Here is a 20,603-nt window from a genome sequence, read left to right on the forward strand (position 1 = left end):
GCGCGCCGCCCTACCTTTAGCGCCTTTCCGACCCCGCCACGCCCCCCAGGAGCCTTCGTCATGGCCGCCCCCGTGTTTCCTCCCTTCCGCCCTCGGTTCGGCACCAGCGCAGTGCTGCTCGGCATGCTCGGGCTCGCCGGCTGCCAGATGGGCGGCTACCAGGACAGCGTGCCACCGACCACCGGCGTCCAGCCACTCAAAGGCCTGGCGCAGAACGTCTCGGTCCGACGCAACGCCATGGGCGCACCGTTGATCGAGAGCAGCAGTTTCCACGATGCGCTGTTCAGCCTCGGCTACGTCCATGCTGGCGACCGCATCGAACAGATGGTCGCCATGCGCCTGCTCGCCCAGGGGCGACTGGCCGAGATCGCTGGCTCCGAAGCCCTGGACATCGACCGCCTGATGCGCGCCGCCAACCTCAAGCAGAGCGCCGGCCAGCTGTACGCCGACGCCTCGCCGCGCCTGAAGCGCTTCTTCGAGGTCTATGCCCGCGGGGTCAACGCCTATCTGTTCCGCTACCGCGACAAGCTGCCGGCCGAACTCGCCCGCAGCGGCTATCGCCCCGAATACTGGAAGCCCGAAGACTCGGCGCTGATCTTCAGCCTCTACGCCTTCAGCCAATCGGTGAACCTGCAGGAGGAACTCTCGGCCCTGACCCTGGCGCAGAAGGTCGGCAGCGACAAGCTCGCCTGGCTGCTGCCAGGTGCACCCGACGAGCCTCTGGCCGAGGCCGAGACCGACAAGCTCAAGGGCATCAACCTGGCCAGCCAGATCCCCGGCCTGAACGACGTCGCCGCCGCCAGCCAGAAGCTCGCCGACCTCGACTTGCTGGGCAGCCCCGGTTCCTCGAACCTGGCCCTGGGCCCCCTGCGCAGCCGCAGCGGCAAGAGCCTGCTGGCCAGCGACAGCCGCGCCGCCTGGGCGCTGAGTCCGGTACAGATCCACACCGGCAAGTACCAGGTCGCCGGCCTGTCGCTACCCGGCCTGCCGATCGTGCTGGCCGGCTACAACGGCAAGCTGGCCTGGAGCAGCAGCGCCGTGATGGCCGACAACCAGGACCTGTTCCTTGAGCAACTGCGCCGCCAGGGCAGTCAACTCACCTACCTGGCCGACGGCAAGTGGCAGCCGGCCCGCGCGCGTAACGAAACCTTCTTCGTGCGCGGCCAGCGCCCGGTGCGCGAAGTGCTGTACGACACCCGCCATGGCACCCTGCTCGGCCAGCCCGGCAACGGCTATGGCCTGGCCCTGCACCTGCCGCAGCTCAAGGACGACAAGAGCCTCGATGCGCTGTTCGACCTGACCCGCGCCAGCAACCTCGAACGCGCCTTCGACAGCACCCGCGAAATCGGCGCCGCTGCGCTGAACTTCGTCTTCGCCGAGCCCGAGCACATTGGCTGGCAGGTCAGTGGCCGTTACCCCAATCGCCGCGAAGGCCAGGGCCTGCTGCCTTCGCCGGGCTGGGACGGACGCTTCGACTGGGATGGTTTCGCCGATGCGATGCTCCACCCCTACGACCAGGACCCGCCCAGCGGCTGGATCGGCCATGCCAACCAGCGCAGCCTGCCCAAGGGCTACGGCATGCAGCTGTCCAGCACCTGGTACTACCCCGAACGCGCGGAGCGCCTGGGCCAGTTGGCCGGTAACGGGCGTCATGACAGCCGTAGCCTGATGGCCTTGCAGAACGACCAGGTCACCCTGCTGGCCGACAAGCTCAAGCGCATGTTCGACGCCCCGGGCATGGCCCAGCCGCTCAAACAGGCCATCGATGCCCTGCCCGCCGAGCAGCGCGACAAGGCCCGTGAAGCCCTGACCCGGCTCAAGGCTTTCGATGGCCGCCTGAGCCCAGTCTCGGCCGATGCGGCGCTGTACGAACTGTTCCTCCAGGCCGTCACCCGCCAGACCTTCCTCGACGAGCTTGGCCCCGAGTCCAGCCCGGCCTGGCAAGCGTTTGTCAGCAACGCCCGGCTGTCGTACTCGGCCCAGGCCGACCACCTGCTTGGTCGCGAAGACAGTCCGTTCTGGGATGACCGCAACACGCCGCAGAAAGAAGACAAACCGACCATCCTCGCCCGCAGCCTGGCCGGCGCGGTGGATGCCGGTGTCGCGCAGATGGGCGCCGACCGGCGTGCCTGGCAATGGGGCAAGCTGCACCAGTACCGCTGGCCAGCAGCGAATTACCACGGGCTCGGCGATACCGTCAGCCGCGCGCCGATGGCCACCGGCGGTGACTTCAGCACCCTGGTCCTGACCCCTTACGCCTGGGGCAACGGTTTCGAAACCAGCCTGCCAGCCTCCGCACGCATGGTCGTCGACTTCGGCCAGGCCGAACCGCTGCAGATCCTGACCAGCAGCGGCCAGTCCGGCAACCCGGCCAGCCCTCACTACAGTGACGGCCTGGACGCCTGGTTCAAAGGGCGCTTCATGAGCCTGCCCGTGCAACCGCAGAACTTTGCCCGCGCCTATGGCAGCCAGCGCCTGACGCTGGTGCCGGGCAAGTAGGCGGCAACCCCGAGCGGCTCGTCCGGGCCGCTCGTCAGCACCACGTCATCCGAACTTCCTGGCCAGCGCTGCGCTCCTAACTTGTAACCTCAGCCAGCGCGAACGCCATGGACCTCGTCATTGCCCGCCCCGAAGGGCTGTACTGCCCGCCCGGGGACTTCTACATCGACCCCTGGCGCCCGGTGGACCGTGCGGTGATCACCCATGGCCACGGCGATCATGCGCGCACCGGCAACGGCCACTACCTGTGTGCCGAACCCGGCGCCGGTATCCTGCGCAGCCGTCTTGGCCAGGACATCGACTTGCAAACCCTCCCTTATGGAGAACGCCTCCAGCATCACGGCATCACCTTGAGCTTCCACCCTGCCGGCCACGTGCTCGGCTCGGCCCAGGTGCGCCTTGAACACCAGGGCCAGGTGTGGGTCGCCTCGGGCGACTACAAGGTTGAGCCAGACGGAACCTGCGCGCCGTTCGAGCCGGTGCGCTGCCACACCTTCATCACCGAATCCACCTTCGGCCTGCCGATCTATCGCTGGCCCTCGCAGGCCGAGGTGTTCGAAGGCATCAATGCCTGGTGGCGTGCCAATCGTGACCTGGGCAAGGCCAGCGTGCTGTTCTGCTACGCCTTCGGCAAAGCCCAGCGCATTCTCCACGGGCTGGACGCAGATATAGGGCCGATCGTGGTGCACGGCGCGGTCGAGCCGCTCAACCGCGTGTATCGCGAAGCCGGGATCGCCCTGCCGGAGACCCTGTACGCTGGAGATCTGCCACGCAACGATCCACGCCTGCGCCAAGCCCTGGTGCTGGCACCACCCTCTGCAGGTGGCAGTAGCTGGATGCGCCGTTTCGGCGACTACAGCGATGCCTTCGCCAGTGGCTGGATGCTGCTGCGTGGCACCCGGCGCCGGCGTGGCGTCGATCGCGGCTTCGTACTTTCCGACCATGCCGACTGGCCTGGGCTGCTGTGGGCGATCGGCGAAACCGGTGCGGAACGGGTCATGGTCACCCATGGCTCGGTCAACGTGCTGGTGCGCTACCTGTGCGAACAGGGCCTGGACGCCCGAGCCTTCGCCACCGAGTACGGCGAGGAAGACGACACGCCCGCGCCGGAGAGCGCCACATGAAGGCCTTCGCCGAACTCTACCTGCGCCTGGACGCCACCACTTCGAGCAACGCCAAGCTGCAGGCCCTGCGCGACTATTTCGCCGAGGCTCCCGCCGCCGATGCGGCCTGGGCGGTGTACTTCCTGGCCGGAGGCCGCCCGCGCCAACTGGTGCCGACCCGTCTGCTACGTGAGCTGGCCACGCAGTTGGCAGACCTGCCCGACTGGCTGTTCGAAGAGAGCTACCAGGCTGTCGGCGACCTGGCCGAGACCATTTCCCTGCTGTTGCCCCAGCACCGACACGATACCGACGAGGGCCTGGCCGTGTGGGTCGAGCAGCACCTGCTGCCCTTGCGCGGGCAACCGGCGGATGAGGTGCGCCAGCGCTTGCCGACACTCTGGGAGAGGCTGGACCGCCCCAGCCTGATGCTATGCCTGAAGTTGATCACCGGCAGCTTCCGTGTCGGCGTCTCCAAGCTGCTGGTCACCCGTGCGTTGGCGCAGTTGTCGGGGCTGGATGCCAAGCGTGTGGCCCAGCGCCTGGTCGGCTACACCGACCTGGCTCATCGCCCCGTTGCTGAAAGCTACCTGAAGCTGATTGCCCCCGAGTCCGACGACGAACACGCCCAGCGCGGCGGCCAGCCCTATCCGTTCTTTCTCGCCCACGCCCTGCAGGCGCCACTGGAACAGTTCGAGACACTGCTCGGCCCGGTCGATGACTGGCAGGCAGAATGGAAGTGGGATGGCATCCGCGCCCAGGTGGTCAAGCGCGAGGGCCAGCTGTGGATCTGGTCACGGGGCGAGGAACTGGTCACCGAGCGTTTTCCCGAGTTGCACAGCCTGACAGAGACATTGCCTGATGGCACCGTGCTCGATGGCGAGATTCTGGTATGGAAGCCCGGCGCCTGCGACGACAGTCTGGCAGTGCAGCCCTTTGCCCTGCTCCAGCAGCGGCTGGGCCGCAAGACCCTGGGCCGCAAACTGCTGGCCGATGCACCGGTGGTGCTGCAAGCCTACGATCTGCTGGAATGGCACGGCGAGGACTGGCGCAACCGCCCACAGCACGAGCGCCGGGGGCAACTGGAACGCGTGCTGGTCGAGTACCCCTTGGCCCCCGTGCTGCTTTCACCCCTGGTGCAGGCACCGAACTGGATAGCCCTGGCCGAGCAACGTGAGCAGTCGCGCAACCTGGGGGTGGAAGGGCTCATGCTGAAGCGGCGCGATGCCCTGTACGGCGTCGGCCGCACCAAGGACCTGGGCCTGTGGTGGAAATGGAAGGTCGACCCGTTCAGCGTCGACGCCGTGCTGATCTACGCCCAGCGCGGCCATGGCCGACGCGCCAGCCTCTATAGCGACTACACCTTCGCCGTCTGGGATGCGCCTCCAGGAACAGCGCAACGCAACCTGGTGCCCTTCGCCAAAGCCTATTCAGGCTTGAGCGACGAAGAGATGCGCAAGGTCGATGCGATCATCCGCAAGACCACTGTGGAAACCTTCGGCCCGGTACGCAGCGTCACCCCGACGCTGGTCTTCGAGTTGGGTTTCGAAGGCATCGCCCTGTCCAAGCGTCACAAGAGCGGCATCGCCGTACGCTTCCCGCGCATGCTGCGCTGGAGGCTGGACAAGCCGGTCGAGGAGGCCGACGACCTGGCAACCCTGCAGAGCTTGCTGGGCCCTGTATAGCTGCATCTACGCACACCAGCATGCACAAAGCCCTGGTTTGTGCTTCTATTTCCAGTCGCCCATGTTCAACGCCCAGCGCAGACCAGGACCCCCATGCACCACTCGACCCACGAACTGCTGTCCCCCGTACCCGGCATCTGCCGCCAGTTGCACAGCTTTCACTTCGGCCCACGCGGTGGCGGCAAGGTGTACATCCAGGCCTCGCTGCACGCCGACGAATTGCCCGGCATGCTGGTGGCCTGGCACCTCAAGCGGCGCCTGAACGAACTGCACCAGCAAGGTCTGCTGCGCCGCGAAGTGGTGCTGGTGCCGGTGGCCAACCCGGTGGGTCTGGAACAGGTGCTGCTGGACGCACCGCTGGGGCGCTTCGAACTGCAGAGCGGGGAAAACTTCAATCGCAACTTCGTCGACCTGTCCGACAGCATCGGCGACCAGATCGAAAGCCACCTCACGCAAGACCCGGCACACAACCTCGCGCTGATCCGGGAATACCTGCGCCGCGGGCTCGACAGCCACCCCGCCGTCACCCCCCTGCAATCCCAGCGCCTGGCTTTGCAGCGCCTGGCCTGCGACGCCGACATGGTGCTGGACCTGCACTGCGACTTCGAAGCCGTCGAACACCTCTACACCACGCCCGAAGCCTGGCCCCAAGTCGAGCCGCTGGCGCGCTATCTCGGCGCCCAGGCCAGCCTGCTGGCCACCGACTCCGGCGGGCAGTCGTTCGACGAGTGCTTCAGCCTGGTGTGGTGGCAACTGCAGCAGCGTTTTGCCAAGCGTTTCCCGATCCCCATGGGCAGCTTCTCGGTGACCGTCGAGCTGCGTGGCCAGGCCGATGTCAATCACGAGCTGGCAAGCCAGGACTGCCAGGCAATCCTCGACTTCCTCACCCACTGCGGGGTGATCGAAGGCCAGCCCGCAGCATTGCCGCCGCTGCGCCACCCCGCCACCCCGCTGGCTGCCGTGGAGCCATTGATCGCACCGCTGGGTGGCCTGCTGGTGTTCCACGCAAAACCGGGGCAGTACCTGGAGCCTGGGCAACTGATCGCCGAGGTCATCGATCCGCTCAGCGACCGGGTGACGCCGATCCGCAACGTCCAGGGCGGGCTGCTCTACGCCCGCAGCGTCCGGCGCATGGCCACCACCGGTATGGTGATCGCCCATGTAGCAGGGGAAAAGGTCTGCCGCAGCGGCTATCTGCTGGCCAACTGATCCCGATCAAACCAAAGCACCTTGCGGCCGGTCTGTAGAAGCACAGCCTTCGACGAGACCGGCCGCCGATGCCATCCCCTTCCGACCTCGCCAGCACCTGGTTCGCCTCCCGCAACTGGAAGCCGTTCGCCTTCCAGCGCAGCGTCTGGGCGGCGATCCAGCGCGGCGAGTCGGGCCTGCTGCACGCCAGCACCGGCAGCGGCAAGACCTACGCCGTCTGGCTCGGCGCCCTGCGCGCTTTCGCACAGTTGCACGACGCACGCCGACCGGCGCCACTCCAGGTGATGTGGATCACACCGATGCGCGCCCTGGCCAGCGATACCGCGCGCGCGCTGCAAGCACCGCTGGATGAATTGGGGCTGAACTGGACCATCGGCGTACGCAGCGGTGACACCACCAGTGCCGAACGTGCACGCCAGGCCCGGCGCCTGCCCAGCACGCTGGTCACCACTCCCGAAAGCCTCACCCTGCTGCTGACCCGCGAACAGGCTGCCGCCGACTTCGCCAGCCTGCGCCTGGTGGTGGTCGATGAATGGCACGAACTGCTCGGCAACAAGCGCGGCGTGCAGTTGCAACTGGCCCTGGCCCGGCTGCGGCGCTGGCAGCCGCAACTGGTGGTGTGGGGGCTTTCGGCCACCCTGGGCAACCTGCCGCACGCCCTTGAAGTCTTGCTGCCTGCCGGCGGGCGACTGGTTCAGGGCCGTCAGGACAAGCGCATCCTGGTCGACACCCTGGTGCCGAGCGCGATCGAACGCTTCCCCTGGGCCGGGCACATGGGGCTGAAGATGCTCCCTCAGGTCAGCGCCGAGATCGAGGCCAGCGCCAGCAGCCTGGTGTTCACCAACACCCGCGCCCAGGCCGAGCTCTGGTACCAGGCCCTGCTCGAGGCGCATCCCGAGTGGGCGGGATTGATCGCTCTGCACCATGCCTCGCTTGCCCGGCACGCCCGTGACTGGGTCGAGCGCAGCCTCAAGCAGGGCACGCTGAAGGCAGTGATCTGCACCTCAAGCCTCGACCTGGGTGTGGATTTCCTGCCCGTCGAACGCGTCCTGCAGATCGGCTCGGCCAAAGGCATCGCCCGCTTGCTGCAACGTGCAGGCCGCTCTGGGCACGCACCTGGGCGTACCTCACGGGTGACCCTGGTACCGACCCACAGCCTTGAACTGGTGGAAGCGGCGGCGGCACGCCAGGCGCTGGCTTCCGGGCATATCGAGGCACGCTATTCGCCGCGCCTGAGCATGGACGTGCTGGTCCAGCACCTGGTCAGCATGGCGCTGGGCAGTGGTTTCCGACCGGCCGAACTGTTCGAGGAGGTTCGCAGCACCTGGGCCTTTCGCGATCTCGAAGAGAGCCAGTGGCAATGGGCATTGTCATTTGTGCGCAATGGCGGCAGCTCGCTCACCGCCTACCCGGACTACCAGCGCGTCGCAGCGCACCCCGACGGCATCTGGCGCGTGGCCAGCGAGCGCCTCGCCCGGCGTCATCGTCTGGGTATCGGCACCATCGTCAGCGACGCCAGCCTGCAGTTGAAGTACTGGAGCAAAGGGGGCGGTGGCAAGTCGCTGGGCAGCGTGGAGGAATCTTTCATTGCCCGTCTCAAGCCCGGTGACGCGCTGTTGTTCGGCGGACGTATCCTGGAGTTGGTAAGGGTCGAGAACATGACCGCCTACGTGCGCCGCAGCACCGCGCGCAAGGCGGCGGTAGCACGCTGGAATGGCGGACGCATGCCGCTGTCGAGCGAGCTGGCGCAAGCGCTGGTCGAGCGTCTGGATGCAGCAGCCCACGGCCGCTACGAAGGCGCAGAAATGCACGCCGTTCGCCCTCTGCTGACACTCCAGGCGAGCTGGTCGGCCCTGCCCACACAGCGCACATTGCTGGCCGAAACCCTGCACTCGCGCCAGGGCTGGCACCTGTTTCTCTATCCCTTCGCCGGGCGCATGGCCAATCTGGGCCTTGCCAACCTGATCGCCTGGCGGGTCAGCCGCGTGCAGCCGCTGTCGGTATCGATCGCGGTCAATGACTACGGCTTCGAACTGCTCGCAGCGAGCCCTGTGGACTGGGCCGCGCACTTGCCCGCTGCACTGGCTGCGGACAATTTGCTGGAAGATGTGCTGGCCAGCCTGAATGCTGGCGAGATGGCGCTGCGGCGCTTTCGTGAAATTGCCCAGATCGCCGGGCTGGTATTCGGCGGCTATCCCGCCGCGCAGAAAAGCACTCGCCAGCTCCAGGCCTCCAGTGGTCTGTTCTACGAGGTGTTTCGCAAGCATGACGCTGGCAATCTGCTGCTCGGCCAGGCGCGCGACGAGGTGCTGCGTGAGGAGCTGGAGATCGAGCGCCTGCATCAGCAGTTGCAGAAAATGTCAGGATTGCGCCTCGATCTGCACGCATTGCGCCGGCCCGGGCCGCTGGCCTTCGCCCTATTGGTCGAGGGCATGCGCGAAACCCTGAGCACGGAAAAACTGGCAGACCGCATCGCCCGGATGGTGGCGGATCTCGAAAAGGCGGCGAGCCGAACCATGAGCGACCTTGCGGGAACTGAACGGAGGAAATCCTGAACGTGCACCACCTGGTGATCGAACATTGCGGCGAAACGCTGTGGCTGTTACCTGAAAAAGCGCTCTACTGGCCAGCCCGGCGCGCGCTTCTGGTTGCCGACCTGCACATTGGCAAGGCCGCCAGCTACCGCGCCCTGCACCAACCGGTGCCACGCGGCACTACCCAGGCGACCCTGGATCGCCTGGACACGCTCTTGCAGCATTACGCTTGCCAGCAGTTGATCGTGCTCGGCGACTTTCTCCACGCACGTACTGCGCGAGCACCTGCCACCCTGGCCCGTGTAGCTGCATGGCGCGAACGGCACCCAGGGTTACGGGTGGTCCTGGTGCGAGGCAATCACGACCGTCATGCTGGCGATCCGCCGCAGGAGCTCGCCATTGAAGTTGTCGACGAGCCTTTGCTACTGCCGCCATTCGCGCTACAGCACGAGACCGGCGCTCACCCTGAGCATCCGGTGATCGCAGGCCATGTCCATCCGGCGTGCGTCCTGCGCGGTCGTGGCCGCCAACGCCTGCGCCTGGCGTGCTTCATGTTCCACGCAAAGGTCAGCCTGCTGCCGGCGTTCGGCGAATTCACCGGCGGTTGGACGGTACAACCAGAGCCCGGCGCCCGCCTGTTCGTCGTGGGCGATCAACGGGTCTGGGCAGTGCCGGCCTGATCAGGCGACTGGCGCTGGAGGCGGCTCGTCGGGCAAGGTCGGCTCGCCCGGCTCCATCGGCGGGTGCTCGCCAGGCTCGGGGGGTTGCGGGGTATCGGGATCAGGCTGGTGCGGGACGCCACCGGCGTGCAGATCCGTCGGCGGATGCGGGTGCGCGAGCAGAGTCCAGGCCATCATGCCGATCTGGTTCGGCTGCAGGACGGCCAGCTTCGCGCTGATTGCAGGATCGAGTTTCATGGGCTGCTCCTGACGAGGGCCGGCGTACGTCATGCACGCCGGGGACTTACCTCGTTGGAGTGGCAAAAGGGGAACTAATTCCCCCAGCTCGTCGGCTCAGGTACGTGGCAGCGTGACGCCGCGCTGGCCCTGGTATTTGCCGCCGCGATCCTTGTACGACACCTCGCACTCTTCATCGGATTGCAGGAACAACATCTGGGCCACGCCTTCGTTGGCGTAGATCTTGGCCGGGAGAGTGGTGGTGTTGGAGAACTCGAGGGTGACGTGCCCCTCCCACTCCGGCTCCAGGGGGGTGACGTTGACGATGATGCCGCAGCGGGCATAAGTGCTCTTGCCCAGGCAGATGGTCAGGACATCGCGCGGAATGCGGAAGTACTCGACAGTACGGGCCAGGGCGAAGGAGTTCGGCGGGATGATGCAGACGTCGCTCTTGATGTCGACGAAGCTGCCGGCATCGAAGTTCTTCGGATCGACGGTGGCCGAATTGATGTTGGTGAACACCTTGAATTCATCGGCGCAACGTACGTCGTAGCCGTAGCTGGAGACACCGAAGGAGATCACCCGGCTGTCCTGTTCGCCACGCACCTGGCGCTCGACGAACGGCTCGATCATGCCGTGTTCCTGCGCCATGCGGCGAATCCACTTGTCCGATTTGATGCTCATGGCGGGATGTCCTGAAAGTACGAGGTGAAAAAACGAGATGCGCATCTTACCGGTCCTGGCCCGCGCGTTAAAGTTCCCTGCCCTTATCCCGCGCCGGACGGGGGCTGGCCACCCGCCGATCCGAATTTCATCAAAGCCGCTGTTGGCCATTGGCAGCTTGCGGAAAGTGGGGTAAGGTGGCGCCACTGTGCTGCACGTGACACCGAGAATCTGTTTGATGCACGATCCTGATCGGCCCATCGCTGAATTTTCCGCTCTCTTTGCACTCAGTCCCGGCCAGGGCAATTCCTGAGCCGAAATCTACTTTGTCCAAGGAGACAGACACATGTCCAATCGCCAATCCGGTGTTGTTAAGTGGTTCAACGATGAGAAGGGCTACGGCTTCATCACTCCTCAGTCGGGTGACGACCTGTTCGTACACTTCAAAGCCATCCAGGCTGACGGCTTCAAAACCCTGAAAGAAGGCCAGGCTGTTACTTTCGTCGCTACCCGCGGCCAGAAAGGCATGCAGGCTGAAGAAGTTCAAATCGCCTAAGTCGATTTAGCTTCCTCGCTTTCAAAAAAACCCGCCTTCCGGCGGGTTTTTTTGTGCCCCAGTGTAGGAGCGGTGCCTGTAAGAGCGGGCTTGCCCGCGAAAAAGACACCGCGTTGCCTGGCACGGGCTACGCCCGTGTTCGCGGGACCAGTCGCAGCGGCGAACCGCCGCCCCCACAGGGATTTGGGCTGGTCTTTAGATTTTGAGCAAGACAGTTGCTGCTACACGGGGTTGGCCAGCAGCGGATCAGTCCTCGCTGATAGTGATGCTCGGCATTGCCGGCGCCGCCGCTTCCTGTAGCACGATCCGAGCCCCCACCTGACGGGCCAGCTCCTGGTAGACCATGGCAATCTGGCTTTCCGGCTCGGCGATCGCTGTCGGCTTGCCGCTGTCTGCCTGCTCGCGAATCAGCATCGACAGCGGCAACGACGCCAGCAACTCGACGCCATACTGCGCCGCCAGCTTCTCACCGCCACCTTCACCGAACAGGTGCTCGGCATGACCGCAGTTCGAGCAGATGTGCACCGCCATGTTCTCCACCACACCGAGGACCGGGATGTTGACCTTGCGGAACATCTCGACACCCTTCTTCGCATCCAGCAGTGCCAGGTCCTGCGGGGTGGTGACGATCACGGAACCGGCTACCGGCACTTTCTGCGCCAGGGTCAGTTGAATGTCGCCAGTGCCCGGCGGCATGTCGATCACCAGGTAGTCCAGGTCGTCCCAGGCGGTCTGGGTCACCAGTTGCAGCAAGGCGCCGGAAACCATCGGGCCACGCCAGACCATCGGTGTGTTGTCGTCGGTCAGGAACGCCATCGACATCACCTCGACGCCATGGGCCTTGATCGGCACGAACCACTTCTGCTCGCGAATCTGCGGGCGGGTACCTTCGGGGATCCCGAACATCACACCCTGGCTTGGGCCGTAGATGTCCGCATCGAGAATACCGACCCTCGCGCCCTCGCGAGCCAGGGCCAAGGCCAGGTTGGCAGCTGTGGTCGACTTGCCGACGCCGCCCTTGCCCGAAGCCACGGCAATGACATTCTTCACATTGGCCAGCGCAGGCACCTGGGCCTGGGCCTTGTGTGTGGCGATCAGCGTATCGATGCTCACCTGCGCCGACGTCACGCCTTCGAGGTTCTCGATCGCCGTTTGCAATACCTGAGCCCAGCCGTTGCGAAACAGTGCAGCGGCATAGCCCAGCTGCAACTGCACACTGACCTGCCCACCTTGAATGTCGATCGCCCGCACGCAACCGGCGCTGACCGGGTCCTGGTTCAGGTAGGGGTCGGTGTACTGGCGAAGCACGCCTTCAATGGCGGCACGTGTGACGGCACTCATGGAGACTCCCCTGGCATTCCGAAAAAAGTGAATCAGGCGCCTATGCTAACCCGTCAACCGTCAGCAGATGCGTGTGCGGGGTGAAATATATTTCCCAGCCCTTTATAGTGGCCGATCATCCTCAATTTTTACCCGTCGCCAGATAAGTAGCCGAGCCACCATGTCCGAGCCACGCCAGATTCTCGTCACCAGCGCCCTGCCCTATGCCAATGGATCCATCCATCTTGGCCATATGCTTGAGTACATCCAGACGGACATGTGGGTACGCTTCCAGAAACTGCGTGGCAACCAGTGCATCTATGTCTGCGCCGACGACGCCCACGGTTCGGCGATCATGCTGCGCGCAGAGAAAGAAGGCATCACGCCCGAGCAGTTGATCGCCAACGTCCAGGCCGAGCACAGCAGTGACTTCGCCGACTTCCTGGTCGAGTTCGATAACTTCCACTCCACCCACAGCGAAGAGAACCGCGAGCTGTCGAGCCTGATCTACACGCGCCTGCGTGAAGCCGGGCACATCGCCAATCGCTCCGTGACCCAGTACTACGACCCCGAGAAGGGCATGTTCCTGGCCGACCGCTTCATCAAGGGCACCTGCCCCAAGTGCGGGACCGAGGACCAGTACGGCGACAACTGCGAGAAGTGCGGTGCCACCTACGCCCCCACCGAGCTGAAGAACCCCAAGTCGGCGATTTCCGGTGCCACGCCAGTACTGCGCGACTCCCAGCACTTCTTCTTCAAGCTGCCCGACTTCCAGGCCATGCTGCAGCAGTGGACACGCAGTGGCACCTTGCAGGACGCGGTCGCCAACAAACTCGCCGAGTGGCTGGATTCCGGTCTGCAGGAGTGGGACATTTCCCGTGACGCGCCGTACTTCGGCTTCGAGATTCCGGGCGAGCCGGGCAAGTACTTCTATGTCTGGCTGGATGCGCCGATCGGCTACATGGCGAGCTTCAAGAACCTCTGTGATCGCCGCCCGGAGCTGGACTTCGACGCGTTCTGGAACGCAGACTCCAAAGCCGAGCTGTATCACTTCATCGGCAAGGACATCGTCAACTTCCACGCTCTCTTCTGGCCCGCCATGCTCGAAGGTGCAGGTTTCCGCAAGCCGACTGCCGTCAACGTGCACGGCTACCTGACCGTCAACGGCGCGAAGATGTCCAAGTCTCGCGGCACCTTTATCAAGGCGCGCACCTACCTCGACCACCTGCAGCCCGAGTACCTGCGTTACTACTACGCAGCCAAGCTGGGCCGTGGGGTCGACGATCTCGACTTGAACCTCGAGGACTTCGTGCAGAAGGTCAACTCCGACCTGGTCGGCAAGGTAGTCAACATTGCCAGCCGCTGCGCAGGCTTCATCCACAAGGGCAATGAAGGCGTAATGGTTGCTGGCGACGCCGCACCGGAGCTGACCGAAGCCTTCCTGGCCGCCGCACCCTCGATCGCCGAAGCCTACGAGGCCCGTGACTTTGGCCGTGCCATGCGCGAAATCATGGCCCTGGCCGACCGCGCCAACGCCTGGATCGCCGACAAGGCACCGTGGTCGCTGGCCAAGCAGGAAGGCAAGCAGGATGAAGTCCAGGCCATCTGCGCCCAGGGCATCAACCTGTTCCGCCAACTGGTGATCTTCCTCAAGCCGGTGCTTCCAGTGCTGGCCGCCGACGCCGAGGCCTTCCTCAACGTCGCACCGCTTGAGTGGAACGACCTGCAGTCGCGCCTGGAAAACCACAAGCTGAACCCGTTCAAGGCCCTGATGAGCCGCATCGAGCCGGCCAAAGTCGAAGCCATGGTCGCCGCCAGCAAGGAAGACCTGCTGGCCGCCGAAGGCAAGGCGCCTGCCGGCAACGGCGAGCTGGACAAGGACCCGCTGTCGGCCGAGATCGAGTTCGACACCTTCGCCGCCGTCGACCTGCGCGTGGCGCTGATCGTCAAGGCCGAGGCCGTGGCCGGTGCCGACAAGCTGCTGCAACTTACACTCGACATCGGCGACGAGCGTCGCAACGTGTTCTCCGGCATCAAGTCGGCCTACCCGGACCCATCGAAGCTCGAAGGCCGACTGACCATGATGGTAGCCAACCTCAAACCTCGGAAAATGCGCTTTGGTGTTTCCGAAGGCATGGTCATGGCCGCCGGCCCTGGCGGTGAAGAGATCTACCTGCTGAGCCCGGACAGCGGCGCCAAGCCAGGTCAGCGTATCAAGTAAGACCCTCTTGCCCAGGGGGTCGTCCTGCGATCCCCTGGCTTGCCTCCTCTTTGGGCATTTCCAATGCCTGCTCCCTGCCGGATAATCGTTCCATCCCCGGCCCTCGGCACCTCCATGAGCGATTTCGTCCTGGTTCTGGTCAGCGCCGCGCTGGTCAATCACCTGATCCTGCACAGCGGCACGCCCGACCGTGCACGCCTGCACCTGCTCGGCCTGTGCAGCGCACTGTCGATGCTGTTGATGGTGCCCGCAGCCCTGTTGCTGCGCCAGCCGCAGCTGGCAGGGCTGCAAATGTTGCTGGCGTTGCCATTGCTGGCGCTGCTGGCGTGGGGCATCCCGACGGCACTGGCGCGCCTGCGCCCTCATTGGCCGGTACAGAACCTGGCGCCGCTGCTGCTGGGCAATGTCGCGGTGCTAGGCTTGCTGTTGCACTTGGCCACATCGCAATCCAGCCCAGCCGCTACTGGCGCCTGGGCGCTGGCCCTGGGAATGGGGTTCTGGCTGGCACTGGCATTGTTCGACGACCTGCGCCAACGTCTCGATCATCCTGACATGCCCCGCGCTTTTCGCGGCCTGCCGATCGAGCTGATCAGTGCTGGAGTCATGGCCATGGCCTTTTCTGGCCTCAACGGACTGTTCACACAATGAACCTGATTCACCGCATCGACGCCCTGCTACCGCAGACCCAGTGTGGCAAATGCGATCACGCAGGCTGTCGACCTTACGCAGAAGGCCTGGCGGCGGGCGAAGCGATCAACAAATGCCCGCCTGGCGGCAGCGAAACCATCGCCGCCCTGGCCCAGCTGCTGCAGGTGCCAGTGATCGCCCCGGACCCCGAGCGCCGTGCGGCGCCAGCGCAGGTCGCCTTCATCCGCGAAGCCGAGTGCATCGGCTGCACCAAGTGCATCCAGGTCTGCCCGGTAGATGCCATCGTTGGTGCCAGCAAGCTGATGCATACCGTGATCGCCAGCGAATGCACCGGCTGCGACCTGTGCCTGGCGCCCTGCCCGGTCGACTGCATCGAGCTGCAGCCACTGCCGGACAACCTGGTGCCGATCGTCGGTGGACTGGCGCAGACCGCCGAGCATCTGGTCGCTCGCAGCCATCGTCGCAATCAGGCGCGACTGCGCCACGAACAACGAACCGTACGTCTACAGCGCGAAGAAACGCGCCGCCAGGCCGAGCGCCAAGCCCGAGTTCAGCGCATCACCGGCACGCAAGGGGCTGATCAGGAGAGCGCGCTGAAACGGGCCAAGATCGCTGCGGCCATGAGCCGTGCTCAGCTGAACGCCGCGCGTGGCGCCCTGGGCGCGACAGTGGACCAGGCACAGCATGCGCAGGTCCAGCGACTGGAGGCGGCAGCGCAGAAGGCGCAGCAACAGCTCGATGCGCTACTGGTCGGACCGGGCCATGCAGACGCCTGACAGCCGCCAGTGCAATGCCATGGGCCAGGTGCTGCTGGCCTGTGTCCCTGGCCTGCTATTCCTGCTCTGGTTGCAGGGTTGGGGCGTGCTGTTCAACCTGCTGTTGTGCAGCGCAACGGCACTGACCTGCGAGGCGGTATCGCTGTATCTGCGTGGCCAGCCAATACGTCCTTTCCTCAGCGACGGCAGCGCTCTGGTCAGCGCCGTGCTGCTGGCGATCGCCCTGCCCACCCTGGCTCCCTGGTGGCTGCCAATGACCGCGGTGCTGGTGGCAATCACCCTGGGCAAGCACGCATTTGGCGGCGTCGGCCGCAACCCCTTCAACCCGGCCATGCTGGGATACGCCTTCGTGCTGCTGAGCTTCCCGCTGCAAATGACCCACTGGCCGACGGGCAACCTCCAACTGACAGACAGCCTGAGCCTGGTATTCGGCGACGGCACGCAGATCGATGCCTGGGCCGGCCCCACGGTACTCGACGTGCTGCGCCACAACCGCAGCCTGACCGTCGACGAGCTGTTCGCCAGCAACCCCGGCTTCGGTAACCTCGGTGGGCGCACCAGCGAATGGCTGAACCTGGCATTCTTGCTGGGCGGCATCTTTCTCCTGCAGCGCCGCGTGTTCAGCTGGCATGCCCCAGCGGGGCTACTGGGTGCGCTGCTGGTCGTCAGCCTGCTGTTCTGGAACGGCTCGGGGTCGGACTCTCACGGCTCACCGTTGCTGCACCTGTTCAGCGGATCGACCATGCTGGCGGCCTTCTTCATCGCCACCGAACCGGTGTCCGGCCCTCGCCTGCCGCTAGCCCGCCTGTTGTTCGGCATCGGCTGCGGGCTGCTGATCTACTTGATACGCACCTGGGGCAGCTACCCCGACGGCACGGCCTTCGCGGTACTGCTGATGAACCTGGCAGCGCCGGCGCTCGATCGCCTTGCAGCCCGGCGCCAGGCCCTCACATCATGAACGCGAGGCTGCGCGACCTGCTCTACCTTGCCTTGGTCGCCGTCCTGGCCGTCGCCGCCACCCTGGTCTGGCGGCAGTGGACATCTGCGCCCATTGCCGATGCCGCACGAGAGCTGCAAGAACAACAATGGCTGGCGGTGCTGCCCCCACAGCGGTACGACAACGATCCACTGCAAGCGCCTCTACCTATTACCAACACTGAACTGCAGCACAGCCGGCTACTGGGCGGCTACCGCGCAACCCTGGTCGGCACTACCAGTGCCATCGTGCTACGCAGCCAGACCCAGGGATATGCTGGCCCCATCATGCTGTCGATCGCCATCGATCCCAATGGCCGCCTGATCGCGACACGGGTGCTGACACAGGAAGAAAGCCCGGGGCTCGGCGGGCAACTAGGCGACCCTGCGAGCCACTGGATTGAGCAATTCGACCGGCAAGGCGCAGAGGCCAACTGGGCGGTGAAACGCGATCAAGGCGACTTCGACCAGTTGGCCGGCGCCACCGTCACCTCACGCGCAGTGATGGCGGCCTTGCAGGATGCCCTGCGCTACTTCGATGCACATCGCAGCAGTCTGTTGGAGCACACCACCGATGAATAGGTTCTGGCTGCTGGGCAGTGCCCTGGCCCCTTTGCTCGGCGCCACCCAGACGCTGGCGAACGCGCTGGCAATCGGATTGTCGACCCTGTTGCTGGTACTCGGCCACCAAGCGCTGATGCGACCTCTGCGCCGCATGATCGGTGCCCCGCGGATTATCGCGAGCCTGATACTCGCCGCCGCCCTGGCGAGCTGCCTGCAATTGGGCCTGAACGCCTGGGCGCTCCCGCTGGCGCTGAGCCTGGGCCATTACCCTGCCCTGCTGAGCCTGCACTGCGTCGCTGTGGATGTCCTGGCACCGCACACTGGGCGGTGGCCGGCACTCATCCGGTATCTGCTGGGCCTGATGGGCCTGTACCTGATATTGGGTGCCTGCCGCCAATGGCTGGGACAGAGTGCCGGCATCCACCTGGCGGTACTGACACCCGGCGCATTGATACTGCTCGGCCTGCTCCTGGCCTTGTACAATCGCCTGCGTCCGGCCCCTGCCACCTCAAGCCGTCAAGGAACGCTTTGACCCCATGAATGCCGCCAAACGCCTGGAGATCTTCCGCAGGCTGCACGAAGACAATCCTGAACCAAAAACCGAATTGGCCTATACCACGCCCTTCGAACTGCTGATTGCCGTCATCCTTTCCGCGCAGGCGACGGATGTCGGCGTCAACAAGGCGACCGCGCGGCTCTTCCCTATCGCCAATACGCCCGAGGCTATTTATACCCTGGGGGTCGAGGGTTTGAGCGAATACATCAAGACCATCGGCCTTTACAACAGCAAGGCGAAGAACGTCATCGAGACCTGCCGCTTGCTGATAGAGCAACACGGCAGCGAAGTCCCGCAAACGCGCGAAGCACTAGAGGCATTGCCCGGCGTCGGTCGCAAGACTGCGAACGTGGTGCTCAATACCGCCTTTGGCCAACTGGCCATGGCGGTCGATACGCACATCTTCCGCGTCAGCAATCGCACCGGCATCGCGCCGGGCAAGACGGTACTGGACGTCGAGAAGAAGCTGATGAAATTCGTACCAAAGGATTACCTGCTCGACGCTCACCACTGGCTCATTCTCCACGGGCGCTACGTCTGCCAGGCACGCAAGCCACGCTGCGGCAGCTGCAGGATCGAAGACTTGTGCGAGTACAGGGACAAGACCTCTGACGATTGAGGCAATAGCGAAAAACCAACCAATTCGATTGAAAAAATCTTTTTTACCGACTCCGTGATTCTCGCTATAAGGACGGCCAATGGCCCTTTGGCTTGGAGTGACACATGAGCACCGATAAAGACGAGCTGATCGAAGATGATTTCCCTGCGCAGGACGAAGACGAACCCCAGGTAGAAACCGCGAAGACCAACCTCAGCAAACGCCGCACCATCGACAATCTGTTGGAAGAACGGCGCCTGCAAAGGCAGCTGGCTGATTTCGATTACGATCTGTAGCGCCGCGAAAAAGCCTCCCGCAAAGGAGGCTTTTCTGTTTCAGGCCAAGCCATGACGCTGGGCCAGCTCGATCAGATCGACCAATGACCGGGCATTGAGCTTGAGTAGCAGTCGGGTCTTGTAGGTGCTGACAGTTTTGTTGCTGAGAAACATGCTGTCAGCGATTTCCTTGTTCGTGCGCCCCCTTGCCAACTGTTGCAATACCATCATTTCACGCCCCGAGAGGCGTTCGACCATCTCCGTCTCACTGCCGCCAGTGACACCGCTGCGGGTCTTGTGCAACGCCTGGTTGGGGAAGTAGCTGTAACCCGACAGCACGGCCTTGATTGCACTGAGCAGCTCGGTCAATTCCTGCTGTTTGCACACATAACCTGCAGCCCCGGCCTGCATGCAACGCATGGAGAAATGCCCCGGTGCCTGCGATGTCAGTACCAATACCTTGCTGCCCGGACTTGCAGCGGTCATCCGCGCGATCACTTCGAGGCCGTCGAGTTTGGGTATACCGATATCGAGCACGACGATATCCGGCAGACACTCTCGGGTCAGTTGCAGCGCATCCACCCCATTGTCCGTTTCCGCCACCACTTCATATCCATGCCGCTCCATCAACATACGTACGGCCAAGCGAATGACCGGATGATCATCCACGATAAGTACTTTATTCATGGGATATCCATTGATCCATTATTCTAGTTTTGACACGCCAAGATAACCGAGCCAATAGCGTAATGGCGCAGCCATTCCCTGATAGAGAGCACTCAAAGATGAAACTTACATCGTTAATAGAAACTTCCTACACCCATTGCGCAGCACGAATCGATGTCTATCCATTCGGCAACATGCTCGTGAAAACTAGCATGAACAGGAAAAGCGACAGGTGGGGATAACGCCTCAAAGCGGTGGGACATTTCGATCTTCTGATAAAGAAACATTTATTGCCCTGCCAGCAAACCGGTGTTCTTTCCTGATGAGGAAAGAGCAGACGTTTTCACAGGGAGCCAGAAGCGATACAGATGCGCTGACACCAGGAGATCGAATGCCATGAATAATCCCGCAAAGATCACCCCCTTGGGAATTATCGCCATCTTCGCCAGCGTCATCGAAGCATCGGCGATCGCCTCGCTACCGTTTCTGAACCCAGAGAGCCAGATGATGTACACCTGGTTTCTAATAGGGTTTCCGTTCTTTCTGACAGTACTGTTCTTCCTGACCCTCAACTTCAACTACGAATCGCTCTACACGCCGGAACACAGAGCCGTACACCGGTCAGCCGACGATCATGGCGAGGGTGAAGCAGCCACGCTGTTCGGGTCGGATGTGCGCCAGACCATCGAAACCGAGATCCTGCCCGAGCTGATTAAACCCCCACAGCACGAACGGCGCTGGACGCTCTATAACCTGAGCGCCCACTCCTGCATCCAACTGTCGGTGCGTGCCATCAAGAAAGGAGAAAAGATTGCGCTGTAGATACAGAAGGGCAAAAAAAACCCGGCCAACAAGGGCCGGG

Annotated in this window: 20 protein-coding genes; 16 read left to right on the forward strand and 4 right to left on the reverse strand. The window is 63.9% G+C overall.

Annotated elements, in window-relative coordinates; genetic code table 11:
- Positions 1–60 precede the first annotated feature (60 nt).
- From IAE40_RS16015 to pdeM, 6 genes are all read left to right on the forward strand, one after another.
- The gene (locus IAE40_RS16015; RefSeq protein ID WP_197892713.1) at positions 61–2,499 is read left to right on the forward strand and encodes a penicillin acylase family protein; all 2,439 of its coding nucleotides are present in this window, start codon (positions 61–63) and stop codon (positions 2,497–2,499) included.
- 107 nt (positions 2,500–2,606) lie between these two features.
- Complete coding sequence (locus IAE40_RS16020) at positions 2,607–3,623, forward strand: ligase-associated DNA damage response exonuclease (protein WP_153774020.1); 1,017 nt, start codon at positions 2,607–2,609, stop codon at positions 3,621–3,623.
- Complete coding sequence (locus tag IAE40_RS16025) at positions 3,620–5,284, forward strand: ATP-dependent DNA ligase (RefSeq protein ID WP_153774019.1); 1,665 nt, start codon at positions 3,620–3,622, stop codon at positions 5,282–5,284. The genes IAE40_RS16020 and IAE40_RS16025 overlap by 4 nt, the downstream gene beginning before the upstream one ends.
- 93 nt (positions 5,285–5,377) lie before the next feature.
- A complete protein-coding gene (locus IAE40_RS16030) occupies positions 5,378–6,493 on the forward strand; it encodes a succinylglutamate desuccinylase/aspartoacylase family protein (RefSeq protein ID WP_197892711.1) in 1,116 nt (371 codons plus the stop codon).
- Between the two features lie 68 nt (positions 6,494–6,561).
- Positions 6,562–9,048: a ligase-associated DNA damage response DEXH box helicase gene (locus tag IAE40_RS16035; protein ID WP_200603528.1), complete on the forward strand. Its 2,487-nt coding sequence runs from the start codon at positions 6,562–6,564 to the stop codon at positions 9,046–9,048.
- 2 nt (positions 9,049–9,050) lie between these two features.
- Positions 9,051–9,707 carry a ligase-associated DNA damage response endonuclease PdeM gene (pdeM, locus tag IAE40_RS16040; protein ID WP_197892707.1) on the forward strand — a complete coding sequence of 219 codons (657 nt, stop codon included), beginning with the start codon at positions 9,051–9,053 and terminating at the stop codon, positions 9,705–9,707.
- Here pdeM and IAE40_RS16045 read toward each other — a convergent pair whose 3' ends face one another.
- Positions 9,708–9,944, reverse strand: a complete 237-nt coding sequence (locus IAE40_RS16045) for a hypothetical protein (RefSeq protein ID WP_054891778.1) — start codon at positions 9,942–9,944, stop codon at positions 9,708–9,710.
- A gap of 96 nt (positions 9,945–10,040) precedes the next feature.
- A complete protein-coding gene (gene dcd / locus IAE40_RS16050; protein ID WP_003258001.1) occupies positions 10,041–10,607 on the reverse strand; it encodes a dCTP deaminase in 567 nt (188 codons plus the stop codon).
- 325 nt (positions 10,608–10,932) lie between these two features.
- On the opposite strand from dcd, the gene IAE40_RS16055 reads away from it, so the two are divergent.
- Positions 10,933–11,142: a cold-shock protein gene (locus IAE40_RS16055; protein ID WP_003254922.1), complete on the forward strand. Its 210-nt coding sequence runs from the start codon at positions 10,933–10,935 to the stop codon at positions 11,140–11,142.
- Positions 11,143–11,388: 246 nt separating this feature from the next.
- On the opposite strand, the gene apbC is transcribed toward IAE40_RS16055, so the two are convergent.
- Positions 11,389–12,483 (reverse strand): iron-sulfur cluster carrier protein ApbC, encoded by a 1,095-nt coding sequence (apbC, locus tag IAE40_RS16060; protein WP_063543456.1) that lies wholly within the window; start codon positions 12,481–12,483, stop codon positions 11,389–11,391.
- Positions 12,484–12,643: 160 nt separating this feature from the next.
- Between apbC and metG the strand changes: the two genes are divergently transcribed.
- The 8 genes from metG to IAE40_RS16100 all read left to right on the forward strand — a co-directional run bounded on the left by metG (position 12,644) and on the right by IAE40_RS16100 (position 19,096).
- Positions 12,644–14,683: a methionine--tRNA ligase gene (gene metG, locus IAE40_RS16065; RefSeq protein WP_054891780.1), complete on the forward strand. Its 2,040-nt coding sequence runs from the start codon at positions 12,644–12,646 to the stop codon at positions 14,681–14,683.
- A gap of 114 nt (positions 14,684–14,797) precedes the next feature.
- Positions 14,798–15,331, forward strand: coding sequence for an Rnf-Nqr domain containing protein (locus tag IAE40_RS16070; RefSeq protein ID WP_197892703.1), 534 nt, complete (start codon positions 14,798–14,800; stop codon positions 15,329–15,331).
- Positions 15,328–16,107: an RnfABCDGE type electron transport complex subunit B gene (locus IAE40_RS16075; protein WP_200603529.1), complete on the forward strand. Its 780-nt coding sequence runs from the start codon at positions 15,328–15,330 to the stop codon at positions 16,105–16,107. The genes IAE40_RS16070 and IAE40_RS16075 overlap by 4 nt, the downstream gene beginning before the upstream one ends.
- On the forward strand, positions 16,094–17,065 hold the full coding sequence (locus IAE40_RS16080) for an RnfABCDGE type electron transport complex subunit D (RefSeq protein WP_200603537.1): 972 nt from the start codon (positions 16,094–16,096) through the stop codon (positions 17,063–17,065). The genes IAE40_RS16075 and IAE40_RS16080 overlap by 14 nt, the downstream gene beginning before the upstream one ends.
- Complete coding sequence (locus IAE40_RS16085; protein ID WP_153774010.1) at positions 17,062–17,664, forward strand: RnfABCDGE type electron transport complex subunit G; 603 nt, start codon at positions 17,062–17,064, stop codon at positions 17,662–17,664. Before IAE40_RS16080 ends, IAE40_RS16085 begins: the two co-directional genes overlap by 4 nt.
- On the forward strand, positions 17,657–18,178 hold the full coding sequence (locus tag IAE40_RS16090) for an Rnf-Nqr domain containing protein (protein WP_200603530.1): 522 nt from the start codon (positions 17,657–17,659) through the stop codon (positions 18,176–18,178). The genes IAE40_RS16085 and IAE40_RS16090 overlap by 8 nt, the downstream gene beginning before the upstream one ends.
- A gap of 4 nt (positions 18,179–18,182) precedes the next feature.
- Positions 18,183–18,821: an endonuclease III gene (gene nth / locus IAE40_RS16095; RefSeq protein WP_197892692.1), complete on the forward strand. Its 639-nt coding sequence runs from the start codon at positions 18,183–18,185 to the stop codon at positions 18,819–18,821.
- A 104-nt stretch (positions 18,822–18,925) separates the two neighbouring features.
- Positions 18,926–19,096 carry a PA3496 family putative envelope integrity protein gene (locus IAE40_RS16100; protein ID WP_054891786.1) on the forward strand — a complete coding sequence of 57 codons (171 nt, stop codon included), beginning with the start codon at positions 18,926–18,928 and terminating at the stop codon, positions 19,094–19,096.
- Positions 19,097–19,135: 39 nt separating this feature from the next.
- Here the strand turns inward: IAE40_RS16100 and IAE40_RS16105 are convergent, their stop codons facing one another.
- The gene (locus tag IAE40_RS16105) at positions 19,136–19,762 is read right to left on the reverse strand and encodes a response regulator transcription factor (RefSeq protein ID WP_054925636.1); all 627 of its coding nucleotides are present in this window, start codon (positions 19,760–19,762) and stop codon (positions 19,136–19,138) included.
- Between the two features lie 375 nt (positions 19,763–20,137).
- Between IAE40_RS16105 and IAE40_RS16110 the strand changes: the two genes are divergently transcribed.
- A complete protein-coding gene (locus IAE40_RS16110) occupies positions 20,138–20,563 on the forward strand; it encodes a hypothetical protein (RefSeq protein WP_153774007.1) in 426 nt (141 codons plus the stop codon).
- Positions 20,564–20,603: the final 40 nt, after the last annotated feature.

Source organism: Pseudomonas sp. S44, assembly GCF_016624805.1.
GTDB classification, from domain to species: Bacteria; Pseudomonadota; Gammaproteobacteria; order Pseudomonadales; family Pseudomonadaceae; genus Aquipseudomonas; species Aquipseudomonas machongensis.